This is a genomic window from Candidatus Pelagibacter communis, from assembly GCF_001179845.1.
Taxonomy (GTDB): domain Bacteria; phylum Pseudomonadota; class Alphaproteobacteria; order Pelagibacterales; family Pelagibacteraceae; genus Pelagibacter; species Pelagibacter ubique_Q.
The window spans coordinates 22,065-45,104 of the sequence record NZ_CVSB01000057.1 but is presented as its reverse complement, the minus strand read 5'-3'; the positions used below and the strand labels follow the sequence as shown (position 1 = coordinate 45,104).

At 27.0% G+C, this 23,040-nt stretch carries 22 protein-coding genes, 1 tRNA gene and 1 pseudogene; 10 read left to right on the top strand and 14 right to left on the bottom strand.

What is annotated here, in order from left to right; genetic code table 11:
* Positions 1–55: 55 nt before the first annotated feature.
* From AMN81_RS05845 to AMN81_RS05830, 4 genes and pseudogenes are all read left to right on the top strand, one after another.
* Positions 56–724 (top strand): annotated as a pseudogene (locus AMN81_RS05845) (2,3,4,5-tetrahydropyridine-2,6-dicarboxylate N-succinyltransferase); the annotation flags it as partial.
* Positions 725–728: 4 nt separating this feature from the next.
* Positions 729–1,871, top strand: coding sequence for a succinyl-diaminopimelate desuccinylase (gene dapE / locus AMN81_RS05840; protein ID WP_072091151.1), 1,143 nt, complete (start codon positions 729–731; stop codon positions 1,869–1,871).
* Positions 1,868–2,797 (top strand): histone deacetylase family protein, encoded by a 930-nt coding sequence (locus AMN81_RS05835; protein WP_072091149.1) that lies wholly within the window; start codon positions 1,868–1,870, stop codon positions 2,795–2,797. The genes dapE and AMN81_RS05835 overlap by 4 nt, the downstream gene beginning before the upstream one ends.
* A gap of 33 nt (positions 2,798–2,830) precedes the next feature.
* On the top strand, positions 2,831–3,322 hold the full coding sequence (locus tag AMN81_RS05830) for an SET domain-containing protein (RefSeq protein WP_023854413.1): 492 nt from the start codon (positions 2,831–2,833) through the stop codon (positions 3,320–3,322).
* Here the strand turns inward: AMN81_RS05830 and truA are convergent.
* Genes truA through AMN81_RS05805 form a run of 5 tightly spaced genes read right to left on the bottom strand, consistent with a single transcriptional unit; the run spans position 3,302 to position 7,429 of the window.
* On the bottom strand, positions 3,302–4,042 hold the full coding sequence (truA, locus tag AMN81_RS05825; RefSeq protein ID WP_072091147.1) for a tRNA pseudouridine(38-40) synthase TruA: 741 nt from the start codon (positions 4,040–4,042) through the stop codon (positions 3,302–3,304). The genes AMN81_RS05830 and truA overlap by 21 nt on opposite strands.
* Positions 4,042–4,965: a methionyl-tRNA formyltransferase gene (gene fmt, locus AMN81_RS05820; protein WP_072091146.1), complete on the bottom strand. Its 924-nt coding sequence runs from the start codon at positions 4,963–4,965 to the stop codon at positions 4,042–4,044. The genes truA and fmt overlap by 1 nt, the downstream gene beginning before the upstream one ends.
* 3 nt (positions 4,966–4,968) lie before the next feature.
* Positions 4,969–5,487, bottom strand: coding sequence for a peptide deformylase (gene def, locus AMN81_RS05815; RefSeq protein WP_072091137.1), 519 nt, complete (start codon positions 5,485–5,487; stop codon positions 4,969–4,971).
* A gap of 21 nt (positions 5,488–5,508) precedes the next feature.
* Positions 5,509–7,272, bottom strand: a complete 1,764-nt coding sequence (locus tag AMN81_RS05810) for a hypothetical protein (protein ID WP_072091135.1) — start codon at positions 7,270–7,272, stop codon at positions 5,509–5,511.
* Complete coding sequence (locus tag AMN81_RS05805) at positions 7,247–7,429, bottom strand: hypothetical protein (protein WP_072091133.1); 183 nt, start codon at positions 7,427–7,429, stop codon at positions 7,247–7,249. The genes AMN81_RS05810 and AMN81_RS05805 overlap by 26 nt, the downstream gene beginning before the upstream one ends.
* Before the next feature lie 57 nt (positions 7,430–7,486).
* Between AMN81_RS05805 and AMN81_RS05800 the strand changes: the two genes are divergently transcribed.
* Positions 7,487–7,999 (top strand): shikimate kinase, encoded by a 513-nt coding sequence (locus AMN81_RS05800; protein ID WP_072091131.1) that lies wholly within the window; start codon positions 7,487–7,489, stop codon positions 7,997–7,999.
* Entirely contained in the window at positions 7,986–9,092 is a 1,107-nt protein-coding gene (aroB, locus tag AMN81_RS05795) for a 3-dehydroquinate synthase (protein WP_072091129.1), read from the top strand. Before AMN81_RS05800 ends, aroB begins: the two co-directional genes overlap by 14 nt.
* Here the strand turns inward: aroB and AMN81_RS05790 are convergent.
* Positions 9,081–9,341, bottom strand: a complete 261-nt coding sequence (locus AMN81_RS05790) for a BolA/IbaG family iron-sulfur metabolism protein (RefSeq protein WP_072091127.1) — start codon at positions 9,339–9,341, stop codon at positions 9,081–9,083. The genes aroB and AMN81_RS05790 overlap by 12 nt on opposite strands.
* 17 nt (positions 9,342–9,358) lie before the next feature.
* Here AMN81_RS05790 and AMN81_RS05785 point away from each other — a divergent pair, with 17 nt between their 5' ends.
* The 3 genes from AMN81_RS05785 to AMN81_RS05775 are packed head-to-tail and all read left to right on the top strand — an operon-like array spanning position 9,359 to position 12,649.
* Entirely contained in the window at positions 9,359–9,892 is a 534-nt protein-coding gene (locus tag AMN81_RS05785; protein ID WP_072091125.1) for a J domain-containing protein, read from the top strand.
* On the top strand, positions 9,876–10,850 hold the full coding sequence (cobS, locus tag AMN81_RS05780) for a cobaltochelatase subunit CobS (RefSeq protein WP_072091123.1): 975 nt from the start codon (positions 9,876–9,878) through the stop codon (positions 10,848–10,850). The genes AMN81_RS05785 and cobS overlap by 17 nt, the downstream gene beginning before the upstream one ends.
* The gene (locus tag AMN81_RS05775; RefSeq protein WP_072091122.1) at positions 10,850–12,649 is read left to right on the top strand and encodes a cobaltochelatase CobT-related protein; all 1,800 of its coding nucleotides are present in this window, start codon (positions 10,850–10,852) and stop codon (positions 12,647–12,649) included. The genes cobS and AMN81_RS05775 overlap by 1 nt, the downstream gene beginning before the upstream one ends.
* Here the strand turns inward: AMN81_RS05775 and AMN81_RS05770 are convergent.
* The 5 genes from AMN81_RS05770 to AMN81_RS05750 all read right to left on the bottom strand — a co-directional run bounded on the left by AMN81_RS05770 (position 12,646) and on the right by AMN81_RS05750 (position 18,152).
* On the bottom strand, positions 12,646–13,926 hold the full coding sequence (locus tag AMN81_RS05770; RefSeq protein ID WP_072091121.1) for an ActS/PrrB/RegB family redox-sensitive histidine kinase: 1,281 nt from the start codon (positions 13,924–13,926) through the stop codon (positions 12,646–12,648). The genes AMN81_RS05775 and AMN81_RS05770 overlap by 4 nt on opposite strands.
* Positions 13,927–13,928: 2 nt before the next feature.
* Entirely contained in the window at positions 13,929–15,998 is a 2,070-nt protein-coding gene (locus AMN81_RS05765) for an ATP-binding protein (protein WP_072091120.1), read from the bottom strand.
* Between the two features lie 162 nt (positions 15,999–16,160).
* Positions 16,161–17,009 carry a hypothetical protein gene (locus AMN81_RS05760; RefSeq protein WP_072091118.1) on the bottom strand — a complete coding sequence of 283 codons (849 nt, stop codon included), beginning with the start codon at positions 17,007–17,009 and terminating at the stop codon, positions 16,161–16,163.
* Positions 17,010–17,118: 109 nt separating this feature from the next.
* Positions 17,119–17,208, bottom strand: a tRNA-Ser gene (locus AMN81_RS05755).
* A gap of 83 nt (positions 17,209–17,291) precedes the next feature.
* Positions 17,292–18,152, bottom strand: a complete 861-nt coding sequence (locus tag AMN81_RS05750; RefSeq protein WP_072091116.1) for a glycosyltransferase — start codon at positions 18,150–18,152, stop codon at positions 17,292–17,294.
* A 101-nt stretch (positions 18,153–18,253) separates the two neighbouring features.
* Between AMN81_RS05750 and AMN81_RS05745 the strand changes: the two genes are divergently transcribed.
* A complete protein-coding gene (locus tag AMN81_RS05745; protein WP_080986927.1) occupies positions 18,254–19,060 on the top strand; it encodes a glycosyltransferase family 17 protein in 807 nt (268 codons plus the stop codon).
* Here the strand turns inward: AMN81_RS05745 and AMN81_RS05740 are convergent.
* Genes AMN81_RS05740 through lepA form a run of 3 tightly spaced genes read right to left on the bottom strand, consistent with a single transcriptional unit; the run spans position 19,055 to position 23,039 of the window.
* Positions 19,055–20,164 carry a glycosyltransferase family 61 protein gene (locus AMN81_RS05740; RefSeq protein ID WP_072091112.1) on the bottom strand — a complete coding sequence of 370 codons (1,110 nt, stop codon included), beginning with the start codon at positions 20,162–20,164 and terminating at the stop codon, positions 19,055–19,057. The genes AMN81_RS05745 and AMN81_RS05740 overlap by 6 nt on opposite strands.
* Before the next feature lie 37 nt (positions 20,165–20,201).
* Complete coding sequence (locus AMN81_RS05735; protein WP_072091110.1) at positions 20,202–21,230, bottom strand: Gfo/Idh/MocA family protein; 1,029 nt, start codon at positions 21,228–21,230, stop codon at positions 20,202–20,204.
* A gap of 3 nt (positions 21,231–21,233) precedes the next feature.
* A complete protein-coding gene (gene lepA, locus AMN81_RS05730; protein WP_023854432.1) occupies positions 21,234–23,039 on the bottom strand; it encodes a translation elongation factor 4 in 1,806 nt (601 codons plus the stop codon).
* Position 23,040 lies beyond the last annotated feature (1 nt).

The window sequence follows — 23,040 nt, the reverse complement described above, 5'->3', positions numbered from 1 at the left end:
TTTAGGTATAAGGGGGACAGATTAGAAAAATTATATGTAAATTCAAGTTCATTATCATCAACATCTAAAAAAAGCTATCATGTTAAGTTTTAGAATGTATCCAATGGAAAATTTAAATGGCCCATACAGTAGTTGGTATGACAAAGCTCACTTACTTAAAGGAAAAACAGCAGGATGGACAAAAGAAGATCATGAAAAAGCTGGTTTTAGAATGGTGCCTAATTCACCAGTAAGAAAAGGATCATTTGTTGGAAAAAATGCAGTTTTGATGCCGTGTTATGTAAATATCGGAGCATATATTGATGAAGGGACGATGATGGACACGTTTAGTCGTGCTGGAAGCTGTTGTCAGATTGGAAAAAATTGTCATATATCAGCTGGCACTGGAGTTGGAGGTGTATTAGAACCTGCTCAAGCATTACCAACAATTATTGAAGATAATGTTTTCTTAGGAGCTATGTCTGAAGTAGTAGAAGGCGTAATAGTTGGAGAAGGCTCTGTTCTAAGTATGGGAATGTATATTGGACAATCAACAAAAATTGTGAATCGAAAAACCGGTGAAATAACTTATGGAAAAATTCCACCTTATTCAGTAGTAGTTCCAGGATCCTTGCCAGATAAAAACAATCCACAAGCACCATCTTTATATTGTGCGGTAATAATTAAACAAGTTGATGAAAAGACAAGATCAAAAACGTCAGTTAATGATCTTTTAAGAGAATAGATTAATGAAAACTTATAATGAAATAAAATTAGCTCAAGAGCTAATAAGATTTCCTACGATCAAAACAGAGGATAGGGGTATAATGAAATTCTTATCTAAAAAATTAAGTGCTATTGGTTTTAGATGCACAATAATTAAATCAAAAGGAACAGGGCCTAAACCAGCGCTCAATCTATATGCAAGATATGGTAAATCGAAACCCCACATTATGTATCTAGGTCATACAGATGTTGTTGCTAATCTTAATAACTGGAAACTTCCACCTTTTAAAGCTGTTGTAAGTAAAGGATATTTAAATGGTAGAGGCGCCCAAGATATGAAAGGTGGTATAGCTTGTTGGATAAGTGCAGTAAGTAATTTTATAAAAAATAATAAATTTAATGGATCCATTTCAATCATTATTTCAGCAGATGAAGAAACTACAGGCTATGGATGTCCAGCAGTTATGAAATATTTAAGAAAAAAGAGTGAAAAAATAGATTTCTCTTTAGTTGGAGAACCTTCTTCAAATAAGTCAGTTGGAGATGAAATAAGAATTGGAAGACGTGGTTCTATGAACGGGGTTATAACTGTATATGGAAAAAGTGGTCACTCAGCATTTTATGGCTCTTATATCAACCCTTGTACAGCTTTAGCTAAAATAATTGCAAAGCTAAAAAGTTCTCCTTTAGATAATGGCACTAAGTATATGCCACCATCTAATTTAGAATTTACAAAAATGAATGTTGATAATTTATCAGAAAATGTAGTTCCTCAGTCTGCAAGCGCAAAATTTAACGTAAGATTTAACACTAAATATAAATCTTCTGCCTTAAAGAAAAAATTAAACAAAATAATTAATGCAGTTGCAAAAAAACAAAAATGCAAAACCAAGATAGAATATAAAGTAAGTGGTGAAGCCTTTTATACTGAGCCAAATAAGGATATTCATATGGTTAAAAAAGTTGTTAAAAAAGTAACTAAACTTACACCAAAACTAAATTGTAGAGGTGGAACTAGTGACAGTCGTTTTTTAGGTTCGATCCCAAGACTTGAACTTGGTTTAAGAAATAACAGTATTCACCAAGTAAATGAAAGAACTTCAATTTCAGATTTAAAAAAATTAACTTTAATTTATACTAAAATCTTAGATAATTACTTTAAGTGAAAACTGGTTTAATTACATCAGATACATCTGAAAATCATGATACAGGTCCTGGGCATCCAGAACAAATAGCAAGGGTATCAGTCATAGTAGAAAATTTTAAAAAACTAAATAATAAAAATCTTATATGGAAGAAACCATCTAAGGTTTCAGATGATATTCTATTAACCACACATGAAAATAATTATTTAAATTTAGTAAAAAGTTCTTTCCCAAAAAAAGGTTTTTCTTCACTTGATGGTGATACAATCATTTCACCTGGAAGCAAAGATGCAACTTTCGATGCAGTTGGATCAATAATTGCTGCAATTGATGGAGTAGAAAAAAAAGAATTTAAAAATGCATTTTGTGGTGTTCGACCTCCTGGACATCATAGTTCACAAAATAAAGCAGCTGGTTTTTGCATTTTAAATTCAGTGAGTATTGGTGCAAATTATTTGTTGAAAAAATATAAATATAAAAAAGTTGCAATAATAGATTTTGATGTACATCACGGTAATGGAACACAGGATATTTTTTATGAAAATGAAAATGTTCTTTTTATATCAACTCACCAATATCCCTACTACCCAGGAACTGGTTCTGAACAAGAAAGAGGTAAATTTAACAATATCTTTAATATACCTTTGCCAGCTGGCATAAGTTCAGAAGAATATTTAAACGTATTTGAACATGTATTAAAAAAATTAGAAGAGTTTAGACCAGAGTTTATATTGATTAGCGCTGGTTTTGACGCCCATGAAGATGACCCTCTCGCTCAATTTAATTTAAAAACAGAGGATTATTTTACTATTACTAAAAGAGTATTAGAGACCTCTAAAAAGTTTTGTGGTGGAAAAGTTGTTTCAATTTTAGAGGGCGGTTATGACCTAAATGCACTTCGAGACAGCACTAAAAGACACGTTGATGCTCTTTTAGAATTTAATTGATAATTCTTAAGAAAACTCTAAATAAAAAATTTCATGAAGTTATATAAAATAAAAAAATCTGGCATTGATAATAAAGGGAGAGGGCTTTATGCAACTCGTGACATTAAAGAGGGAACAAAAATAATAGACTATGTTGGAAAACTTATAACTAAAAAACAAACACAAGATTCTGATAAGTACGATAATAGTAAACCAATATATTTATTCACAATAAATAAAAGATACGATCTAGATGGAGATTTTCCATGGAATACTGCAGGTTTAATTAATCATTCTTGTGATAATAATTGTGATTACGATGGAAAGGGATTGAAAATTTGGGTTAAAGCAATCAAAGATATTAAAAAAGGTGAGGAGTTTACATGTGATTATGGATTTGGTTATGATGAAAACTACAAACAATTTCCTTGTAAATGTAAATCAAAAAACTGTTGTGGGTATATTGTAAGAGCTGAGTCTAGATGGCGAATAAATAAAAAGTTTGCTATGAGCAATAAAAATAAATTAATAAAGAACTCTAAATAAAAATAAACCACTTGGTGGTGCAGGAGGAGCACACAGTGTTCTTTTTTTTGACTTAAATCTCTTTTCAAAAGTTTTCAAATCCCATTTCTTTTCCCCCAAATATTTTAAACAACCAACCATAGATCTGACCTGATGTTGTAAAAAAGATTGAGAACTAAATTGAAATTCAATTTTGTTTTTTGATGATTTAATATTTATTGATTTTAAAGTTTTAATTGGACTTTTTGCATGACAACTTGATGATCTAAAAGTTGAATAATCATGGGTTCCTAATAACTTTTTTGCACCCTTTTTCATTAATTCTAAATCTAAAGGCTTACGAACATGCCATGCTCTGTTTTTTTCAATTATTGGTTGGCTTATTTGATTAAAAATAAAGTATTTATAAATTCTTTGTTTTGCTGAAAATCTAGCATGAAATTTATTATTTCTTTTTTTAATATTTTTAATTGCAATGTCTTTTAAATTTAAAAAATGATTAATGGATTTTAAAAATTTAATTGTATCAATTATTTTATTTTTACAATCGAAGTGTGCAGATTGCTCAAATGCATGAACCCCTGCATCAGTTCTTCCTTGACCATGTAAAACAATTTTTTCTTTTAATAATTTTGATAATTTTTCTTGAATTAATCCTTGAATTGTTTGGCCCTTTTTTTGAATTTGCCATCCTCTAAAATTTGTCCCTACATATTCAATAAGTATTTGGTATCTATTCATTATAAAAATGAACCCTTTTTAATTTGTGTTCCTAAAACAAATTCTCCAATACTTTGAGGCTTTTTTCCTTGTCTTTGTATTTCTTTAATTTTTATTGATTTTTTATCTCCACATGAAATTTCTAAATGGTCAGATAAAACCTCACCTGGTTTTCCTTGTGCTTGTCCAATTTCTGCTTTTAATATTTTATATCTCTCACCGTTAAACATGAAATAAGCGCCTGGAACTGGATAAAGTCCATTTATTTTGCCAATTATAATTTTAGCATCTTCTTTCCAATTAATCTGCCCCTCTAATTTTTGAATTTTTGATGCATATGTAGCTGATGAGTGATCTTGTTCTATAAAGTTTGCTTTATCCTCATATATATCATCTATATTATCTAAAATTTTCTCTGCAGCCAAACTTGATAACTTTTCATTAATATCTTCAGCATTTAAATTATTTTCTATATTAATTTTATAAACATTGCATACTGGGCCTGTATCTAGTTCCTCCCCTATTTTCATAATACTAATTCCTGTCTCTTTATCTAAATTCATAATTGATCTTTGAATAGGAGCAGCGCCTCTCCATTTTGGAAGAATAGATGCATGTATATTAATAAATCCTTTTTTAGTTAAATTTAAATATGACTTTGGTATAATTTGACCATAAGCAACAACTATTGCCAAATCTGCCTCTAAAGATTTAAAATATTCTAATTCATCTAAATTTTCTTTTAATGAATTTGGTGTTCTAAATTCTATATTTAAAGTCTCTGAAATTAATTGAATTGGTGACTTGTTAATTTTTTGACCTCTTTTAGATTTTTGAGGTGGTTGTGTATAAACACAAGAAATAGGATATCCATTTTGATAAAGTGATTTTAAAATTGGAACAGCGAACATGGGAGTACCCATAAAAACTATTTTTTTTAACATTGATTAAGCTTCTACAGAAGTAGATTTTAATTTTGATAATTTTTTAATTATCATTGACCTTTTTAATTTTGAAAGATAATCAATAAATAGGATTCCCTCTAAATGGTCCATCTCGTGCTGAATACATGTTGCCAGAAGACCATCGGCCTTTAGCAATTTCTTTTCTCCATCATAATCAAGATATTCTACTTCACACTTACTAGGTCTATCAATTTCTGCAAACTGATTTGGTACAGAAAGACATCCTTCTTCATAAGTTGCTTTTTCTGGATCTTTATTTTTAATAACTGGATTTACGAAATATCTTGGCTCTTTTTTATTCTCATCTTTACTTATATCCATAACAATAATTCTCTTTGGTACACCAACTTGTATGGCCGCGAGACCAATTCCATTTGCGTCATACATTGTCTCCAGCATATCATCCATCAATTTTTGCTCTTCTTTACCAACGCTATTGACTGGTTTAGATATTTGCCTAAGTAATTTATTAGGTTCTGTTATTATAGTTCTGATGGCCATAACTTGATTTTATTATAATTTTTATACTTTTAAAGGAAGAACTTTTAGCAATAGTTTGTTTCTAATTAAATCAACATTTAATTGATTTAAAGTATTGATAATAAAATAAACTGTATCTTCATCAATATTTTCAATTTTATCAGGTCCAATTACCTCAATTATTCTCAACAATGCGGCACCCATCTCATTATTATCTATCATTGTTTGAATATCGGCAGGCATTTCTGATTGCTTCACCTCATAAAGACCATCATATTTTTTTGAAATTTCAACTCCATCAGATTTAAGTGCCTCTATAAAAATTATATCTTTTTTTGATAAAAAATATTTTTTATCTTTTTTAATTTTCTTTAAAAATTTATCTAGATCCTCTTCAATTTTAGATTTTGCATAGTCCCCATTAAAATAATTTATAAGTTTTGATTGATGTAAAATTTTACTATTATATTTAATCTTTTTATCTGCTGTCTCTTTCTTGTTTAGATTGCTATTATAAAATGTTGTAAAATTTGAAGGCACATCCTCAACATTAATTTCACCTAAAAATTTTTTTAATTCTAAATCAAAGGCATCACCTATTTCATCAGATATAAATAGATCCTTTAATATCTTTATAAATTCTAATTTGATTTTTGGTTCTTCAGCTAAAAGAGTTCTTTGATATAAAAGAGCGCGTCCCTCGATTGAAGATAGGGATTTATATGCCTCTTTTGCATTTAAAAATTGATTAATATTAAATTGGAATTTTTTATAAAATTCAAATAACTCCTCTTCAGAATAATTTTTATCATTAACAGCTTTTTCTATTGTAGAAATTTTTTCTACATCCGTAATCTCTATATCTTGAATTTTAAAAAGTAAATTAGCAGCTGAAAGATATTTCCAAATTATTTTAGGTGTATCTTCGCTTGGTTCATAAGAAAACTCAGGGTTAGTTCTATGAGCCAAATGAAAATCTAAAATTGAATTTATTGATATTTCTTTATCTGCCTCATCTAAATATCCAAATAAATAATTTATTTTGTTTTCGTAATAACTATCTTCAAAACCTAACTCTTTTTTTAAATCTAAGATTAGTTGTGCTTCTTCATTTTTTCCATAATTGATTAAACAATATAAATTAAATTTTGATAAATATTCATCTTGAATGGGTTCAGAATTTTTAGAAAAAATCTCACATGATTTTTTTACGTTTGATACCGATAAATAAGTATCTACCAAATATCTTGTTAAATTTGGATGCAAATTTATTATTTGGTTTTTAATTAAATATTCTTCTATTAATTCTAAGTTTGCATCTTTTATTAACCAATCAGATTTAAAGCTCATAAATTCTTTCTCAGTAATATTTTGAGTTGGAGAATAAGCGTTGGTTAATAAAGATATGTGCATTATATCAGATGCATCCTCTGAAAGATTAAACTTATTAATCTTCTGAAATAAATTTTTTAATTTAGTTCCATCAGAATTTGACCACATATCCATACTCAAACCGTATTCACTAGGATCATATAGTCCAACAATTTTAATTTCTTTTGATGAAAATTCTTTATCAAGTTTAATAGTATCTGTTTGTTTATTTGTTTGTAGTTCATAAACGCTATTCTGAGTAGTGCCGCTAGAATTTTCACTTGAAATATTTGTTTCTGAAATAGCTTGATTATCTTTTTTTTCTATATTCCAAATATCAATCGGTTTCTCTTCTGCAAACACAGGTGTAAAAAAAATAAGACAAACTAATTTAATTAAAAGAATTTTCTTATTTAACAATTTTAAAATTTTCATTTGGAATAATTTTTTCAATTTCTTTTTTAGGTGCAGGAAAATCAATTGTACTTAGAAAAAAAATAATACCTAAAATAACCCCTAATCCGATTATAGATTTAATCACAAGTCCTATGATACTTGCTTTGCCTGAACTTGTGTTTTTAATGAATTGCATATACTTTTAGATAATTTCAAATTAAGACATATTTATGTTTTTTCAATAAAGAAACTTATGAAATCAAAAGAAAATCTAGTTTTTTTGGGGATGATGGGTTCTGGTAAGACCTCTATTGGATCCTTAGTAGCTAAGAAATTAAAATTAAAATTTGTAGATATCGATAAAGAAATTGAAAAAAATTTAAACATTACAATAAAAAAAATTTTTGAAGTTAAGGGTGAGAATTATTTTAGAAAAATTGAGGAGCAAACAACTTTAAAAAAACTTAAATTAAACTCTACTGTGATTTCACTTGGTGGGGGGGCTTTTACAAATAACAATATTAGAAAAGAAATTTTAAAAAATCATTTATCTTTTTGGCTAAATTGGGATGATAAAACATTGTTAAATAGAATTAAAAACAGTAAAAAAAGACCGTTGGCGATTAATGCAACCGATGCTGAATTAATTGATTTAATTAAGAAACGATCTAACATTTATTCTAAAGCTTTATATGAGATAAAGTGTGATAATCTTACTAAAAGTGAAATAGTAAATAAAATTGTAAAAATTTATGAAACAAACTAAATTAAATATAGTAACTAAAACCGAAAAATATCCAATAATTATTGGATCAAATTTAACCTCAAGCATATCAAAAATTTTTAAATCAAATTCAATTGATTTTGATAAATGTTTGATTGTTGTTGATAAAAATGTTCCAAAAAAATTTGTTTCAAATATTAAAAGGTCTTTTAAAAATAAAAGTATTTTTGTGTTATTTTTTAATGCTAGTGAAAAAAACAAAAATATTAATAGCGTTAATAAAATTCTAGAAGTTTTATTAAATAAAAACTTTTCAAGAAATGATGTTTTAATTTCTTTAGGAGGAGGAATTACAGGCGATGTAAGTGGTTTTGCAGCTAATCTTTTCAAAAGAGGACTTAAGTTTGCAAATATTCCAACAACTCTTTTAGCTCAAGTTGACTCATCAATCGGGGGAAAAACTGGAGTTAATTCTAAATATGGTAAAAATTTAATAGGAAGCTTTTATCAACCATCACTGGTTCTCTCAGATATTCAATTTCTTAAATCTTTACCAAAAAGAGAAATAATTTGTGGATATGGAGAAATATTGAAGCATTCATTAATTGATAACAAAAAATTATTTAATTTCTTGAATAAAAATCTTAAAAAAATTTTAAATCTTTCATCTCCATTTATTGAAAAAGCTATCTATGAAAGTTGTAAAATTAAAAAAAAAGTAGTCGAAAAAGATGAAAAAGAAACAGCATTAAGAAAGGTATTAAATTTTGGTCATACATTTGCCCATGCTTATGAGGCAGGCTTAGGGTACAGTCATAAACTTAATCATGGTGAAGCCGTGATACTTGGAATGAAGACAGCGCTTAATTTTAGTTTAAAAGAAAATATGCTAAGTAAAAATGAATATAATTTAATTATAAATCATATTGATAACTCTAGTCTACCTTCTTCTATAAAAAAATATTTTACTATCAGAGATTTAAATAAGATTTTATCTTTTATGATCAAAGATAAAAAAAATAATTCTGAAAAAATTAACTTAGTTTTGTTAAAAAAAATTGGTAAGCCAATTTTCAACAAACAATACTCCAAAAAAAAGTTAAATTTATTTTTAAGAAAATTTTTAACTAATTAAAATTTGGATTGAGTGAATAAATTCTTTTAATTCTTGGTCTAAAATCTTGTAAATTTTTTTATTACTTTCAATTTTATTCATTTTTTTTAGTTCTTCAGAAACAATAATTAATTTTAAATGATATTTTCCTTCTTGATTTCCTTTATGATTTTTATGAAGAAAAGATTTATCTTCAATATTTATACTTTCAATATTTATTTGATTTAATAATTTATTTTTTACAATTGTAATTAACTCATTTATATCCATATATGTTATTATATATCATGAAAAATATTTGTGACTGGAATAATTGTAATGAAATAGGTGAATATAAGGCACCAGTTGAAAAAGATAATAGCAGAAAATTTAGAATGCTTTGCCTTGAGCATGTAAAAGAATTTAATAAAAATTGGAACTATTTTTCAGGAATGAATGATGACCAAGTAATGGATTTTTTAAAATCTGACATGACTTGGCACAAACCCACGCAAAGCTTTAGCTCTTCAGATAATTTTTTCAAAGTGTTATGGAATACAACTTTGAGAGATGAGTTCGATAAAGAAAAAATAAATGGAGATTATAACCATATGCGTCAATTTAAATTCGATCATAAAGATATAAAAGCTTTTGGAATATTGGGGGTTTCTGTGGGTTTAAAGTGGAAGAAAATACAAGATAAGTTCAAATTACTTGTGAAAAAATTTCACCCTGATATGAATTCTGGGAATAAAAAATACGAGGAAAAACTTAAACTTATAACATTAGCTTATACCCAATTAAAAAATACCTATAGAGAAAAAATTGACACCAAATCTTAACACAGAACCAGATATTAAAGTTTCACTAAAACAAACTTTTGGAATTGATTCAGAAATGGAAGTTGACGCATTTTCAAAAAAAAATGAATACGTTCCTGAGATTGATAAAAACTACAAGTTCGATAGAGATACTACTTTAGCTATTATTTCAGGATTTGCGTTTAATAAGAGAGTTTTAGTTCAAGGGTATCATGGCACTGGAAAATCTACTCACATTGAGCAAATAGCTGCAAGATTAAATTGGCCGTGTATCCGTGTAAATTTAGATAGTCATGTTAGTAGAATTGATTTGATTGGAAAAGATGCGATCGTTCTTAAAGATGGTAAACAAGTAACTCAATTTAACGAGGGAATTTTACCATGGTCTATACAAAATCCAGTTGCACTTGTTTTTGATGAATATGATGCTGGTAGACCTGATGTAATGTTTGTAATTCAAAGAGTTTTAGAAGCTGAGGGAAATTTTACATTACTAGATAAAAACAAAGTAATTAAACAAAATAAATTTTTTAGATTATTTGCTACTTCAAATACTGTTGGACTTGGTGATACGACAGGTCTTTACCATGGTACCCAGCAAATTAACCAAGGTCAAATGGATAGATGGAATATTGTTGCAACTTTAAACTATCTTAGCCTAGATAGGGAAATGGACATTGTTTTGTCTAAAAATAAAAATTTAAATAATGCAAAAGGTAAAGAGAAAGTTGCTAACATGATAAAAGTAGCATCTTTAACGCGTAAAGGATTTATTGCTGGAGATATTTCAACAGTGATGAGCCCAAGGACAGTGTTACATTGGGCAGAAAATGCAGAGATATTTAAAGACACTGGTTACGCTTTTAGAGTAACTTTTCTTAATAAATGTGATGATATTGAAAAAAATACTATCGCAGAATATTATCAAAGATGTTTTGGTGAAGAGTTGCCAGAATCTTTGATTAATATTCAAATCTAATGAGCACTAAAGAAAATAATTTAAAAGAAAAATTCAAAATTGCTTTAACTTCTACAGCAAAAGTAATTGCTGATGATTTTGATGTAAAAAAAACAAATTCTGAAGAAAAAAAAATAAAAGAATTTAATTTTTTAGAGATTGATAATTTAACTAGTCCAGCTGATTTTATAAGGTTGCGTGCAGAAACAGATTCCTCTGCTTTGAAAAAAAAATTTTGTAATGAAACAATTTACAAAAAAAACCTTCCTTCAAACACTTCTTCTAGATCTCTTTATAATATCGCTGAAAAAATACGTTATGAGACTTTGGGAGGAAAAATGTTAAAAGGAATTGAGAAAAATTTTCAAGAAAATTATCATCAAATAATAAATCGTAAACGCAAAGATCAATTAAAAACTAAAGAAGATGTATCTGTATCAGAGGCATTCGAGCTATATATGCTTAAGAATTTTCATAAAATTAAGCTAAATCCTCTAACAACAAAAATGCTTAATTTTTGGGAAAAAGACTTTGAGGACGCTATAGAAAAACATAAAGAATTTTTACTTAAAAATCTTGAAGATCAAAACATTTATAGTTCAAAGTTTTCAGAAATATTGGAAGAAATGGACATTTTTCAAAGTGAAGATGAGGATGAAAGAAAAGAAGAAAATCAAGATCAAGGACAAGATAATCCATCAAATGAAGATGAAAATAATGACAAAGAAGATAATAAAGACGAAAAAGATGAAAATGTATCTGAGGCTTCACTAGATGCTGATTTTAGTGTTGACGAATTTAACTTTGACGAACAGTTATCAGACACTGAGTCAGATGAACAAAGTTCAGAACAAGTAGCTCAAAAAAAAATAGATAATATCAATTTAGATTATAAAATATTTACAACTCAGTTTGATGAGGTTGTAAAGGCTGAAAATCTAGAAAATGCAGATGAAGCAACGAAACTAAGAAAAAATTTAGATCAACAATTAATCGGCTTTCAAGATATTATAACAAAGCTTGCTAATAAACTTCAAAGACAATTGCTTGCAAAACAAAATAGAGCATGGGAATTTGATTTAGAGGAAGGATTATTAGACAGTTCAAAACTTCCAAGAATTATTATGGATCCATATAATTCTTTGTCATTCAAAAAAGAAAAGGATTTAGATTTTAAAGATACAGTAGTGACTCTACTGATAGATAATTCTGGATCTATGAGAGGAAGACCAATCACTATTGCGGCTATTTGTGCAGATATTTTATCCAGAACACTAGAAAGGTGCTCTGTTAAAGTCGAAATTTTAGGTTTTACAACTAAAAATTGGAAGGGTGGACAGAGTAGAGAATTATGGACCAAAAATTCTAAACCTAAAACACCAGGAAGATTGAATGACCTAAGACATATAATTTATAAAGGAGCAGATACCCATTGGAGACAAGCAAAAAATAATCTAGGACTAATGCTTAAAGAAGGATTGCTTAAAGAGAACATTGATGGAGAAGCTATATCTTGGGCATATAACAGAATAAAAAAGAGAAAAGAAGAAAGAAAAATATTAATGGTAATTTCTGACGGAGCCCCTGTAGATGACTCAACACTTTCTGTAAATTCAGGTGATTTTTTGGAAAAACATTTAAAAAAAATTGTTAAATTTATTGAAAATAAATCGGATATTGAAGTTTTGGCTATAGGAATTGGTCATGATGTTTCAAGATATTATAATAAAGCTATCAAAATTACTGACGTTAATGAATTAGGAGATGTTATGATATCTCAATTAAGCTCATTATTCGAAACAAAGAACAAATACCATTAAATATTAAATAATTCTTTATTCTTCCATCTAATAATAACTTCAGCACCACTACGTGTTTTCGAATTTCTACAATTAACGGATGCAAAATTTTTTTCTAACAAAGTTTTTCCAATAAACAACCCTAGTCCTAAACCCTCTTTAGACTTATCTTTTGAATAATTTGATTTTAAATATGGTTCTCCAATTTTCGATAATATATCTCGTGGATAACCATTACCGTCATCTTCTACTGTGAGCTCTGTAAATTCACTATCACTTATTAAATTAATAAAAATAGAATTTTTGGCAAATTTATTCGCGTTTCCTATAAAGTTTCTTAATCCATAAACTATTTCAATAGATTTACTTATTTTTTTTGGGTTTGAGTCTTGATCAAAATTGAAGACAAATTCCTTTTTACTTATTTCTTTAAATGAAGAGATAATTTCATGTAAATAATCTCTAATATTAATGTCTTTATCAATAAATTCATCTTCTTCCACAGGATTTAAAGTTAATCTCTTTAAAATTTCATTACATCGCTCAACTTGGCTATTCAATAACTCAATATCTTTTTCTAAATCTTTTTGCCCCTTAAATTGCTTCATTAAATCATGTGCAATTATTGTTATCGTGGAAAGTGGTGTGCCTAAAGAATGTGCAGCGGCAGCAGCTTGACCACCTAAAGATAAAAGCTCGTGTTCTTTAGCCATTACCTCTTCCATTTTTCCTAATGCTTCTTTTCTTAATCTAGATTGCGTGCCAAATGTCATTGCAAAATAATTTAAAAATACTAACGCAATAATCAAAGAAATTGGGATGGAATAATAAAAATAATGATTGTTATGAAAATCACTATTTAAATTAATTGGCAAATCTTGATAATTAAAAGTTAAAAATACAACTATAATTATTGTTAAGATTACTAACAAAGTATTAGTTCTTAAGCTTAAATTTGATGAAGAAAAAACACTTGGTATTAATATAAAAATTACAAATGGATTGGTGATTCCACCTGACAAATAAAGAAGGACACCTAATTGCAAAATATCTATAAGCAGGAAAATAAAAGCAGATCTATCTGATAATTGTGTTTTTTTATAAATAAAAATTAAATATAAATTACTTAATATTCCTAAAAGTATAACTAAATTTGAGGTAATATGATCAAAACCAGGATTTAGAAATAAATATACAAAATTTACTGCAATTAATTGTCCAATAATTCCAATCCATCTAAGGGTTATATAAGTTGATTTTTTAAAAGAATAATATTTTGAAGTTTCAAAGAACTTCATTTTTAAATGTCAAGATTTCTAACATTTATAGCATTAGAAACTATAAAATCTTTTCTTAATGCTACATCGTTACCCATCAATGTATGAATTAAACTTTGATCTTTTTTCAAATCTTTTGAGTATTGTACTTGTAGTAAATTTCTTGTTTCTGGATCTAATGTAGTGCTCCATAATTCCTCTGGGTTCATTTCCCCGAGACCTTTGAATCTTTGGATATTCATTTTTGATTTTTCTTCATCAATTTTTTCTAAATAATCTTTAGATCCCTTTTTAATTTTTCTTAACTCCTTATTATTATTTATAATGTAATCTTCTAGCTCCTTCTCATCTTTTATATAAATTCCTTTTGAGCCTTTGTTAATTTTAAATAACGGCGGTTGCGCTAAATAAACATGACCATTTTCAATTAACTTATTAAATGGTTTATTATTGAAAAAAGTTAAAAGAAGCGCTCTTATATGAGAACCATCTACATCAGCATCCGTCATAATAATAATTTTTCCATATCTTAAATCTTTTAAATCAATCTCCTGTGCTTTTGGGTCCAAACCTAAAGCATTAATCAAGGTAACGATCTCATTTGAAGAAATCATTTTGGACAAAGCCTTTGTTCTATGATCAGAACCATTACCATTGCCATTGCCATTACCATTTTTTTTGACATTAAAATCCTCTACATAAGTATTAAGTATTTTCCCTCTAAGTGGTAAAACTGCTTGATTTGCTCTATTTCTTCCTTGTTTAGCAGATCCGCCCGCTGAATCCCCCTCTACAATAAATAGTTCTGTTCCGTCTTGTTTGCCAATTTGACAATCAGCTAATTTTCCAGGAAGACCGCTTAATTCAAGGGCTCCTTTTCTTCTTACATTTTCTCTTGCTTTTCTAGCAACATCTCTCGCCATTGCAGCTTGAATAACTTTAGCTAAAATAGTTTTTGCAATAGACGGATTTTGATCAAACCAAATTGATAATTTTTCATTTACTAATGTTTCTACAATCATCCTTACTTCTGATGAAACTAGTTTATCTTTTGTCTGAGACGAAAATTTTGGATCAGGGATTTTAGTTGAAAGTACACAAGTTAGACCTTCCTTAATATCATCACCTGAAATTGCCAATTTATTTTTCTTAAGTAAATTATTTTCATTTGCATATTTATTTATTACTCTTGTTAATGCACTTCTAAATCCCAACAGGTGGGTTCCACCATCTTTTTGATAGATATTATTTGTATATGGAAATATATCCTCTGAATATCCTGCATTCCATTTTAAAGAACACTCTAATTCTATATTATTCTTTTTACCTTCAATATAAATTGGTCTTCTAAATAAATCATTACCATTTTTATTTTGCAACTTTTCTCTTTTTTCATCTAAAAATTCTACAAATTCAAGAACACCACCATCAAACTTAAACTCTGATGTTTTCTCTTTTTTTTGACTTGCGTCAGTAAATATTATTTTAATTCCTTTATTTAAAAATGCTAATTCTCTCATCCTTTTAATCAAAATATTAGCACTAAATTTTATTGAAGAAAAAATTTCTTTAGAAGGTAAAAAAGTTATTTGAGTTCCTGTACTTTTTGCTTTTCCTACCACCTTTAAAGGAGCTTTAGCTTCACCATTCTGAAATTCTATATAGTGTTTTTTTCCATCTCGAAATATCTCTAGCTGTAATTTTTCTGAAAGCGCATTAACAACTGAAACACCCACACCATGTAGTCCGCCTGAAACTTTATAAGAGTCATGGTCAAACTTACCACCAGCATGTAGTTGAGTCATAATTACTTCAGCTGCTGATTTTTTTTCCCCTTTATGGATATCAACAGGAATACCTCTTCCATCATCTTTAACAGTGATAGTTCCATTAGAATTAATTATTACATTAATATTTTTACAATAACCTGCTAACGCTTCATCTATGGAGTTATCAACAACCTCATAGACCATATGGTGTAACCCAGTTCCATCATCTGTATCTCCAATATACATTCCAGGTCTTTTTCTTACTGCTTCAAGACCCTTTAAAACTTTGATGGAGTCTGCCTGATATGTATTTTTATTTGCCATTTTTTAATTTATTGGAAAAAAAAATTATAACATTTTTTAAAAAAAAATGCTGATTTATCTTTACAAAAATAACCAATAAAACGCTAATTAACCGCTTTAATTAAGCCTTTTTTAAAAGTTGATATAATTGGACTAAATTCTATGAAAGGAGGCTTTATAATTTTAATTTTTTTTTATTATAGCTATTTCATTCATATTTCCTTTAAAAATTTTAATAGAATCTACTTTATTTAAAAAATATTTTTTGGTTTTTTCGTCGATATATGGTGAATTAAAGTCTTTTTTTTGTAAAACACTAAGCAGAATAGTTTTTAAATCAGGAGGATAATGATTTACTCTCATATCTTCTCTAGTTTCAGGAAAATCTAATTCTTCAATAATAAAATATCCTCCTTTGTTTAAAGAAGGAAACAAATAAAACAAAGAAATTATTTGATCTTTAAGCATATGACTTGCGTCTTCAATAATAATATCAAATTTAATCTTTTTATTAATAATCTCTTTTTGAATTGATGATAATGAACTTGAATTTACATATAATTTTTCTAATCTGTCCCCCTTATACCTAAACATATCTGGATTTATGTCTGCTCCATAAATTTTTGATTTTTTAAAATAAAAAAATAATGCAGCTGATGCATTTCCGTAAAAAGAACCTATTTCCATAATATTTAACACTTCATCTTTTATTGGATTAAAAATATCTTCATAAAATCTTGAATAACCATGAGCTTGAATTTTAAATTTATTTTTTTTCGATGGGTGAGTATATTGATTAATATATTTTTCAGCTTTATCACTATTGAAGTATTCAAATAAAAAATCTAAACTTTTATTAAATAAAAAAGGATTTTTAATAGCATATAAATTTAAATCTTTTTTTTTTTCTAAAAAAAAATAATTATATGTATATTTAAAAGGTAAAATTATTGATAAAAAAAATTTTCTTAAAAAGGAAGCTTTTTTAAATCTATGTTTATAAAATAAAGAATAAAATGTTTTAAATTTCATTATGTGTCTGGTTATATCAAAAAAAGACTATTGCCAAAAGTTTGGTTTAATATCAATAATATACACTTAATATATATTAATCTTGTTTTCAATAAAATAGATTTTGGTTTGGCGGAGAGAATGGGATTCGAACCCATGAAAGGATTGCTCCTTTACACACTTTCCAAGCGTGCGCTTTCAACCACTCAGCCATCTCTCCAAAGTTTAAATATACAAAATATAATTTATAAAAAATCATATTAAAACATTTTAGGTTTAAAGATAAGTGTGATAATTTTGTACTTAATTAATTTTTCTTAGAAATTTATAATAAGCTGAAATTCTTGAATAATAATATATAGATTTATTAAATCTAAATAAAAATAAATTTAAAATTATTTTAAATAAATAATTTAAATGTTTTTTCTTTAACTTTTTTAATAAAATATTTTCAAGTTTATTAATGTAAAAATAATATAACTGATCATAAGTCATATTAAATTCTCTTAAATAAGTTCTTTTTAGGATGTTCTTTACCTTGCTATTTCCATGCATATGAATAGCTTTTGCTGACTCACTTTGAATTACGGATTTATTTAATTTTCTAATTTTCTTACAAAGATCATCATCTGAAAAGAACAAAAACATATTTTCATTAAATTTACCAATACTATAGAAAAAATTTTTTTCCATTAACATTGCAGCACCTAAAATTGTTTGAAAACACGTATCTCCATTAATTTTAGTAATATAACGATGATTTTCATTTTCAAAAAATGGCCCTCCGTTATAAGTGTGCTGAAATCTATTATTAAATGTAGTTGGGCTTATAACTCCACAGTCAGGATATTTTTTAAAAGATTGTAAAAGATTTTTTATATTTTCTTCATTAATTTTACAGTCTGCATTAAGAATCAAAAAATATTTAGTGTCAACTTTATCAGATAAATAATTATGACCTTTACTGTAACCCAAATTTTTATTTAAAATAATATACTCTTTAATATTAAATTTATTAAGTATTTCCTCTCTAAGTTTTCTATTATTTGAATTATCTAAGATTAGTACTTGAAAATTTTTTAAATTTTCTAAACATTCAAAAATTAAATCTTTACTTTCTTCATATAGAACAATTTGTATTGTTAATTCTTCAGTAATTATCATATTATCGAATTAATAAAATTTTTTAAATTATTTATAAATATTTACTTCTTTTGATAATATAAGTTAATATTTTATTTTATTAAAACCTTAAAAATTAATTGATGAGACCAAAAATATTTGATTGTATAACTTTTTTTCAAGAGAATATGATTTCAAATATAAGATTTGAAATTCTAAATAAATGTGTCGACTACTTTGTTGTTTGTGAGTCTAAATATGATCATAAAGGAAAAAAAAAGAAGTTAAATTTCAGAGTATTAAACAAAAAATTTAAAGACAAAGTAATTTACATAGTTCTTGATAAACCATTCGACTCAAATAACTCCGCATGGGAAAACCAGGCAGTTCAAAGAGAATTTATCTTAAAAAGTTTAAAAAATATAGATCTTGAAGATTATATAATGTTTTCGGACCCTGATGAAATACCTAATCCTAAAACTTTAAAAAATTTAAAATTAAAAAAAAAATACGGTATCTTTCTTCAAAAGATGTACTGTTACAAGTTTAATCTTTTCAATAAAGAAGAGAGTCCCTGGGAAGGAACAAGAATTTGTAAAAAAAAAAATTTAGAGTCCATTGATTATATGAGACAAAAAATTTTAATGAAAAATTTGAATAAATCTTTTCTTAAATTTTATATAGAAAAAGATATAGAAATATTTCAAAATGGAGGCTGGCATTTTAACTCTATAATCTCGCCGTCAGATATCTCAAAAAAACTTAAAACTTTTGCACACGTTGAATTTTCAAAAAAAAAATATTCAGATATAAAAATTATTAAACAAAATATTAAAGACCATAAAGACTTGTTTGGAAGGAATATCTATTACAAAAAAGAAAGTTTAAATAATTCTTTTCCAGATTACATCCTAAAAAATAAAAAAAATCTTAAAAAATGGATTTTATAAAACATTTTTTAAAATTTCACTTAAATGAGTGATAGAAATTTTCATATCTCCTGTTTTATCTCCTTTTTGATTATTTATTAAATCTAAATTAACTCTAGTATATTCAAAACCTAATAAATCAGAAAATTTTTTACACTTTATACTGGGGTGATTTTTTGGAATTAGCTCTATAATCTTTAAACCCGGATTTGAAAATATAATATTTGAAAATGCAGCACCATGAGGACCTATAATAATTTTTGCATTTTTAAACAAGTAAACCTGCTCAAAAAAATTTAATTTACTTACTTGATAACTTTTAAAGTTATTTTCAGTCAAAAAATCTATTATTTCTCTATTATTTGTGAGTTTACAGTGATTATATATTGAGTCCGAGCGGTCTATAAAAATTTTCTCTGCTACAGGTATTTTTTTTGAATAATTTAAAAATTTTTCTCTTAAAGAAAAAACTACCCACTCTGGTATGTTTTTAATTTCATAATTTACGAATCCTTTCGTATACCACGGATGATCTACTGCATAAATTTTCTCTGCTTCTACGTGTCTATTTTTGTTACTATTTAAAAGTTGCTTTTCTCCAATACCAAAACTTGATAATATTGTTTTTTGCCAGTCTTTTATATCTGGTAATAAAAATAAATTAATATCTTTTAACAAATTTTTTTTTTCTAATAATATTATCTTGGGAATTATATCAAATAAAAAATGAAAATAATTGTTTCCACTTGACCCCTGTAAAAGTGAAAATATATTTCCTTTTATTTTTTTTTTAAATCTATTTGTTCCACCTATCAAAACCCTATTACAAGATGAGTCTTTTAATTCATTATTAATTTGTTGGTATGAAATTTTAGGTATAATAAAATTATCTTTTATAATAGCTACATGTTCAACCAAATCTGTATAAACTCTAGCATTTTCTATTTCATACACATTTTTTTCTACTTCATAATTTTTTCCATTGATATTTATTTTATCTATTTTATTTGTTTTAAAAAAATTTCTATGATTATCATCTAATAATTTTATCTTGCCATAAATTATTATGAATACGTATTGAAAAATTTTTTTGAATAAGTTTTGAAAAATTTTTTTTAATTTCATTATTTTATTTTTAATCCTAAAAAATCTTTTAAAAAATTTAATAATTTAACCAATTTTCAACCACTTTTATATTTTCTACAGTTTCATTTAAACTCATTACAGGAAAGCTAAGACTATTTTTTTTATTCAATATTCTCTCGCTTATTTCTTTAATCTGGTAAGAATAAATATTTATATTTGAATCTCGTTTAATGATTTTATTGCTATTATTTTTGAATTTTAAAATTATATCACCTCCAGCCCATGTATTGTTCAAAATTATTTTTCCTTTATCTCCTTTAATTATACTACTGTAACCCAAATTATTTTTAAAAGAGGAAAATATCTTAGATTTAAAACCACTTTGAAAATATAGCTCAGCTGATGACTCAATATCAACTCCAGTTTCGCCTATTTGCCTTACAACATTTTGTAATTTTAAATTATCTATGTTCACTTTACTAATTAAAGAAGCAATTAATAAGCTAAAAGAAGAAGTATAACATCCCAAATCTAAAATACACCCTCCACCTAATTCTCTATTAAACAGTCTTGATTTTGGATCTATTTTTCTTTTTTTATTAAAAAAGTAAAAAATTTTTTTTGTAAGAATATTTTTTCCATAAAAAGATTTCATAGATATTAAGTTTCCAATATCGTTTTTTCTTATAATATCTATAACCAGCTTAATTTGTGGATGATACCTGTACATAAATGCTTCAGAAAAAAAAAGATTGCTCGATACTAAGTAATTTTTTATTTCATTTGCTTCGGCAAAATTAATTACTGCAGGTTTTTCTACTAGGACATTCTTATTACACTTAAGAGCTTGTAAAATCCAATTTTTATGTAAGGAATTTGGTAGTGCTATATACACAATATCTACCTCGTTACAATTAAGCAGATTTTGATATTTTTCAAATTGAAATTTTTTTTCTATATTAAATTTTTCACCAAATTTTTTTAATTTTATATTTTCCTTACTTGCTATAGCAATTAATCTTGCATTTTGAATTTCGTTAAATGCCTTTGAAAAATTGTAAGCAATATTTCCAAGACCAATAATACCCCAATTAAGTTTCTTCATGTGCTATTCTTTTGTAATCTTAAGTACACCGATAAAAGCCTCCTGAGGAATTTCTACCCGTCCAAATTGTTTTGATCTAGCCTTACCTTTTTTTTGTTTTTCAAGAAGTTTTCTCTTCCTGTCTGTTGCGCCACCACCATGAATTTTAGTTAAAACATCTTTTTTAAAACCTTTAATCGTTTCTCTTGCAATAATCTTGCCTCCTATTGCCGCTTGAACTGGAATCATAAAATTATGTCTAGGTATTAAATCTTTTAATTTTTCACAAACTTCTCTCCCCGTTTTTTGTGCAAAATCTTTATGTATCATCATTGCTAAAGCATCAACTGGTTCCCCATTAACTAGAATACCAAGTTTTACCAAATCTCCTTCCCGATGCTCAATAATTTCATAGTCAAAACTAGCATAGCCACTAGTCATAGATTTTAGTCTATCATTAAAATCAAAAACAACTTCATTCAATGGTAACTCATAATTCACTACAGCTCTATTACCTGAATAGCTTAAATTAGTCTGAATTCCTCTTTTATCCTGACACATTTTTATAATCGAACCTAAATATTGGTCAGGAGTAATAATTGTTGCTTTTATCCAAGGCTCTTCAATATATTTTATTACCGTTGGATCAGGTAAACTTGAAGGATTTTGAAGATCAATTATGCTTCCATTATTTAGATGAACTTTATAAACAACACCAGGTGTAGTTGTTAATAAATTAACATCAAATTCTCTTTCTAATCTTTCTGTTACAATTTCCAAATGAAGCAAACCTAAAAATCCACATCTAAAGCCTAATCCTAAAGCAGATGATGACTCAGGTTCAAATGAAAAACTGGCATCATTTAATTGTAATTTAGCTAAACCATCTTTAAGTTTTTGAAACTCAGAACTATCTACTGGAAATAACCCACAGAACACTACCGGCTTACTTGGTTTAAATCCTGGTAAAGCTTCTTTTAAAGGTTTTGAAGCATCACAAATCGTATCTCCAACTTTTGTTTCGGACAAAACTTTAATTCCTGTTGTAATAAATCCAATTTCACCTGTTTTTAGTTCATTTATATCTACCGGTTTTGGTGTAAAAACCCCAACTTTTTCAACAACATACTCCTGATTAGTAGACATCATTTTTATTTTCATATGTTTTAAAAGTTTACCATCTATCACTCTCACCAAAATCACTACACCTAGATATGTGTCGTACCAACTATCAACCAATAAACATTTTAGATCTGCAGAACTTTCTCCTTTTGGCGCTGGTAATGTTGTAATAATTTGCTCTAAAATATCTTCTATTCCTTCTCCAGTTTTGCCTGAACACGGAATTGCATTTTCTGTATCAATTCCTATAACTTCCTCAATTTGTTTTTTTGTTCTATCTAAATCCGATGCAGGTAAATCAACCTTATTTAAAACTGGTACTATCTCATGGTTAGTGTCTAAAGCTTGATAAACATTTGCTAGAGTTTGAGCTTCTACACCTTGTGTACTATCTACTATCAAAATTGAACCTTCACACGCATATAAGGATCTACTTACTTCATAACTGAAATCTACATGACCTGGGGTATCAATAATATTTAAAATATAATTTTTTCCATTTTTAGCTTTATAATTTAATTTTACAGTTTGAGCTTTAATTGTGATTCCTCTTTCTCGCTCAATATCCATAGAATCTAAAACTTGAGCTTTCATTTCTCTTTCAGTTAATCCACCACAACTATGAATAATTCTATCAGCAATAGTAGATTTTCCATGATCAATATGCGCAATTATTGCAAAATTTCTTATATTATCAATTGAGCTCATT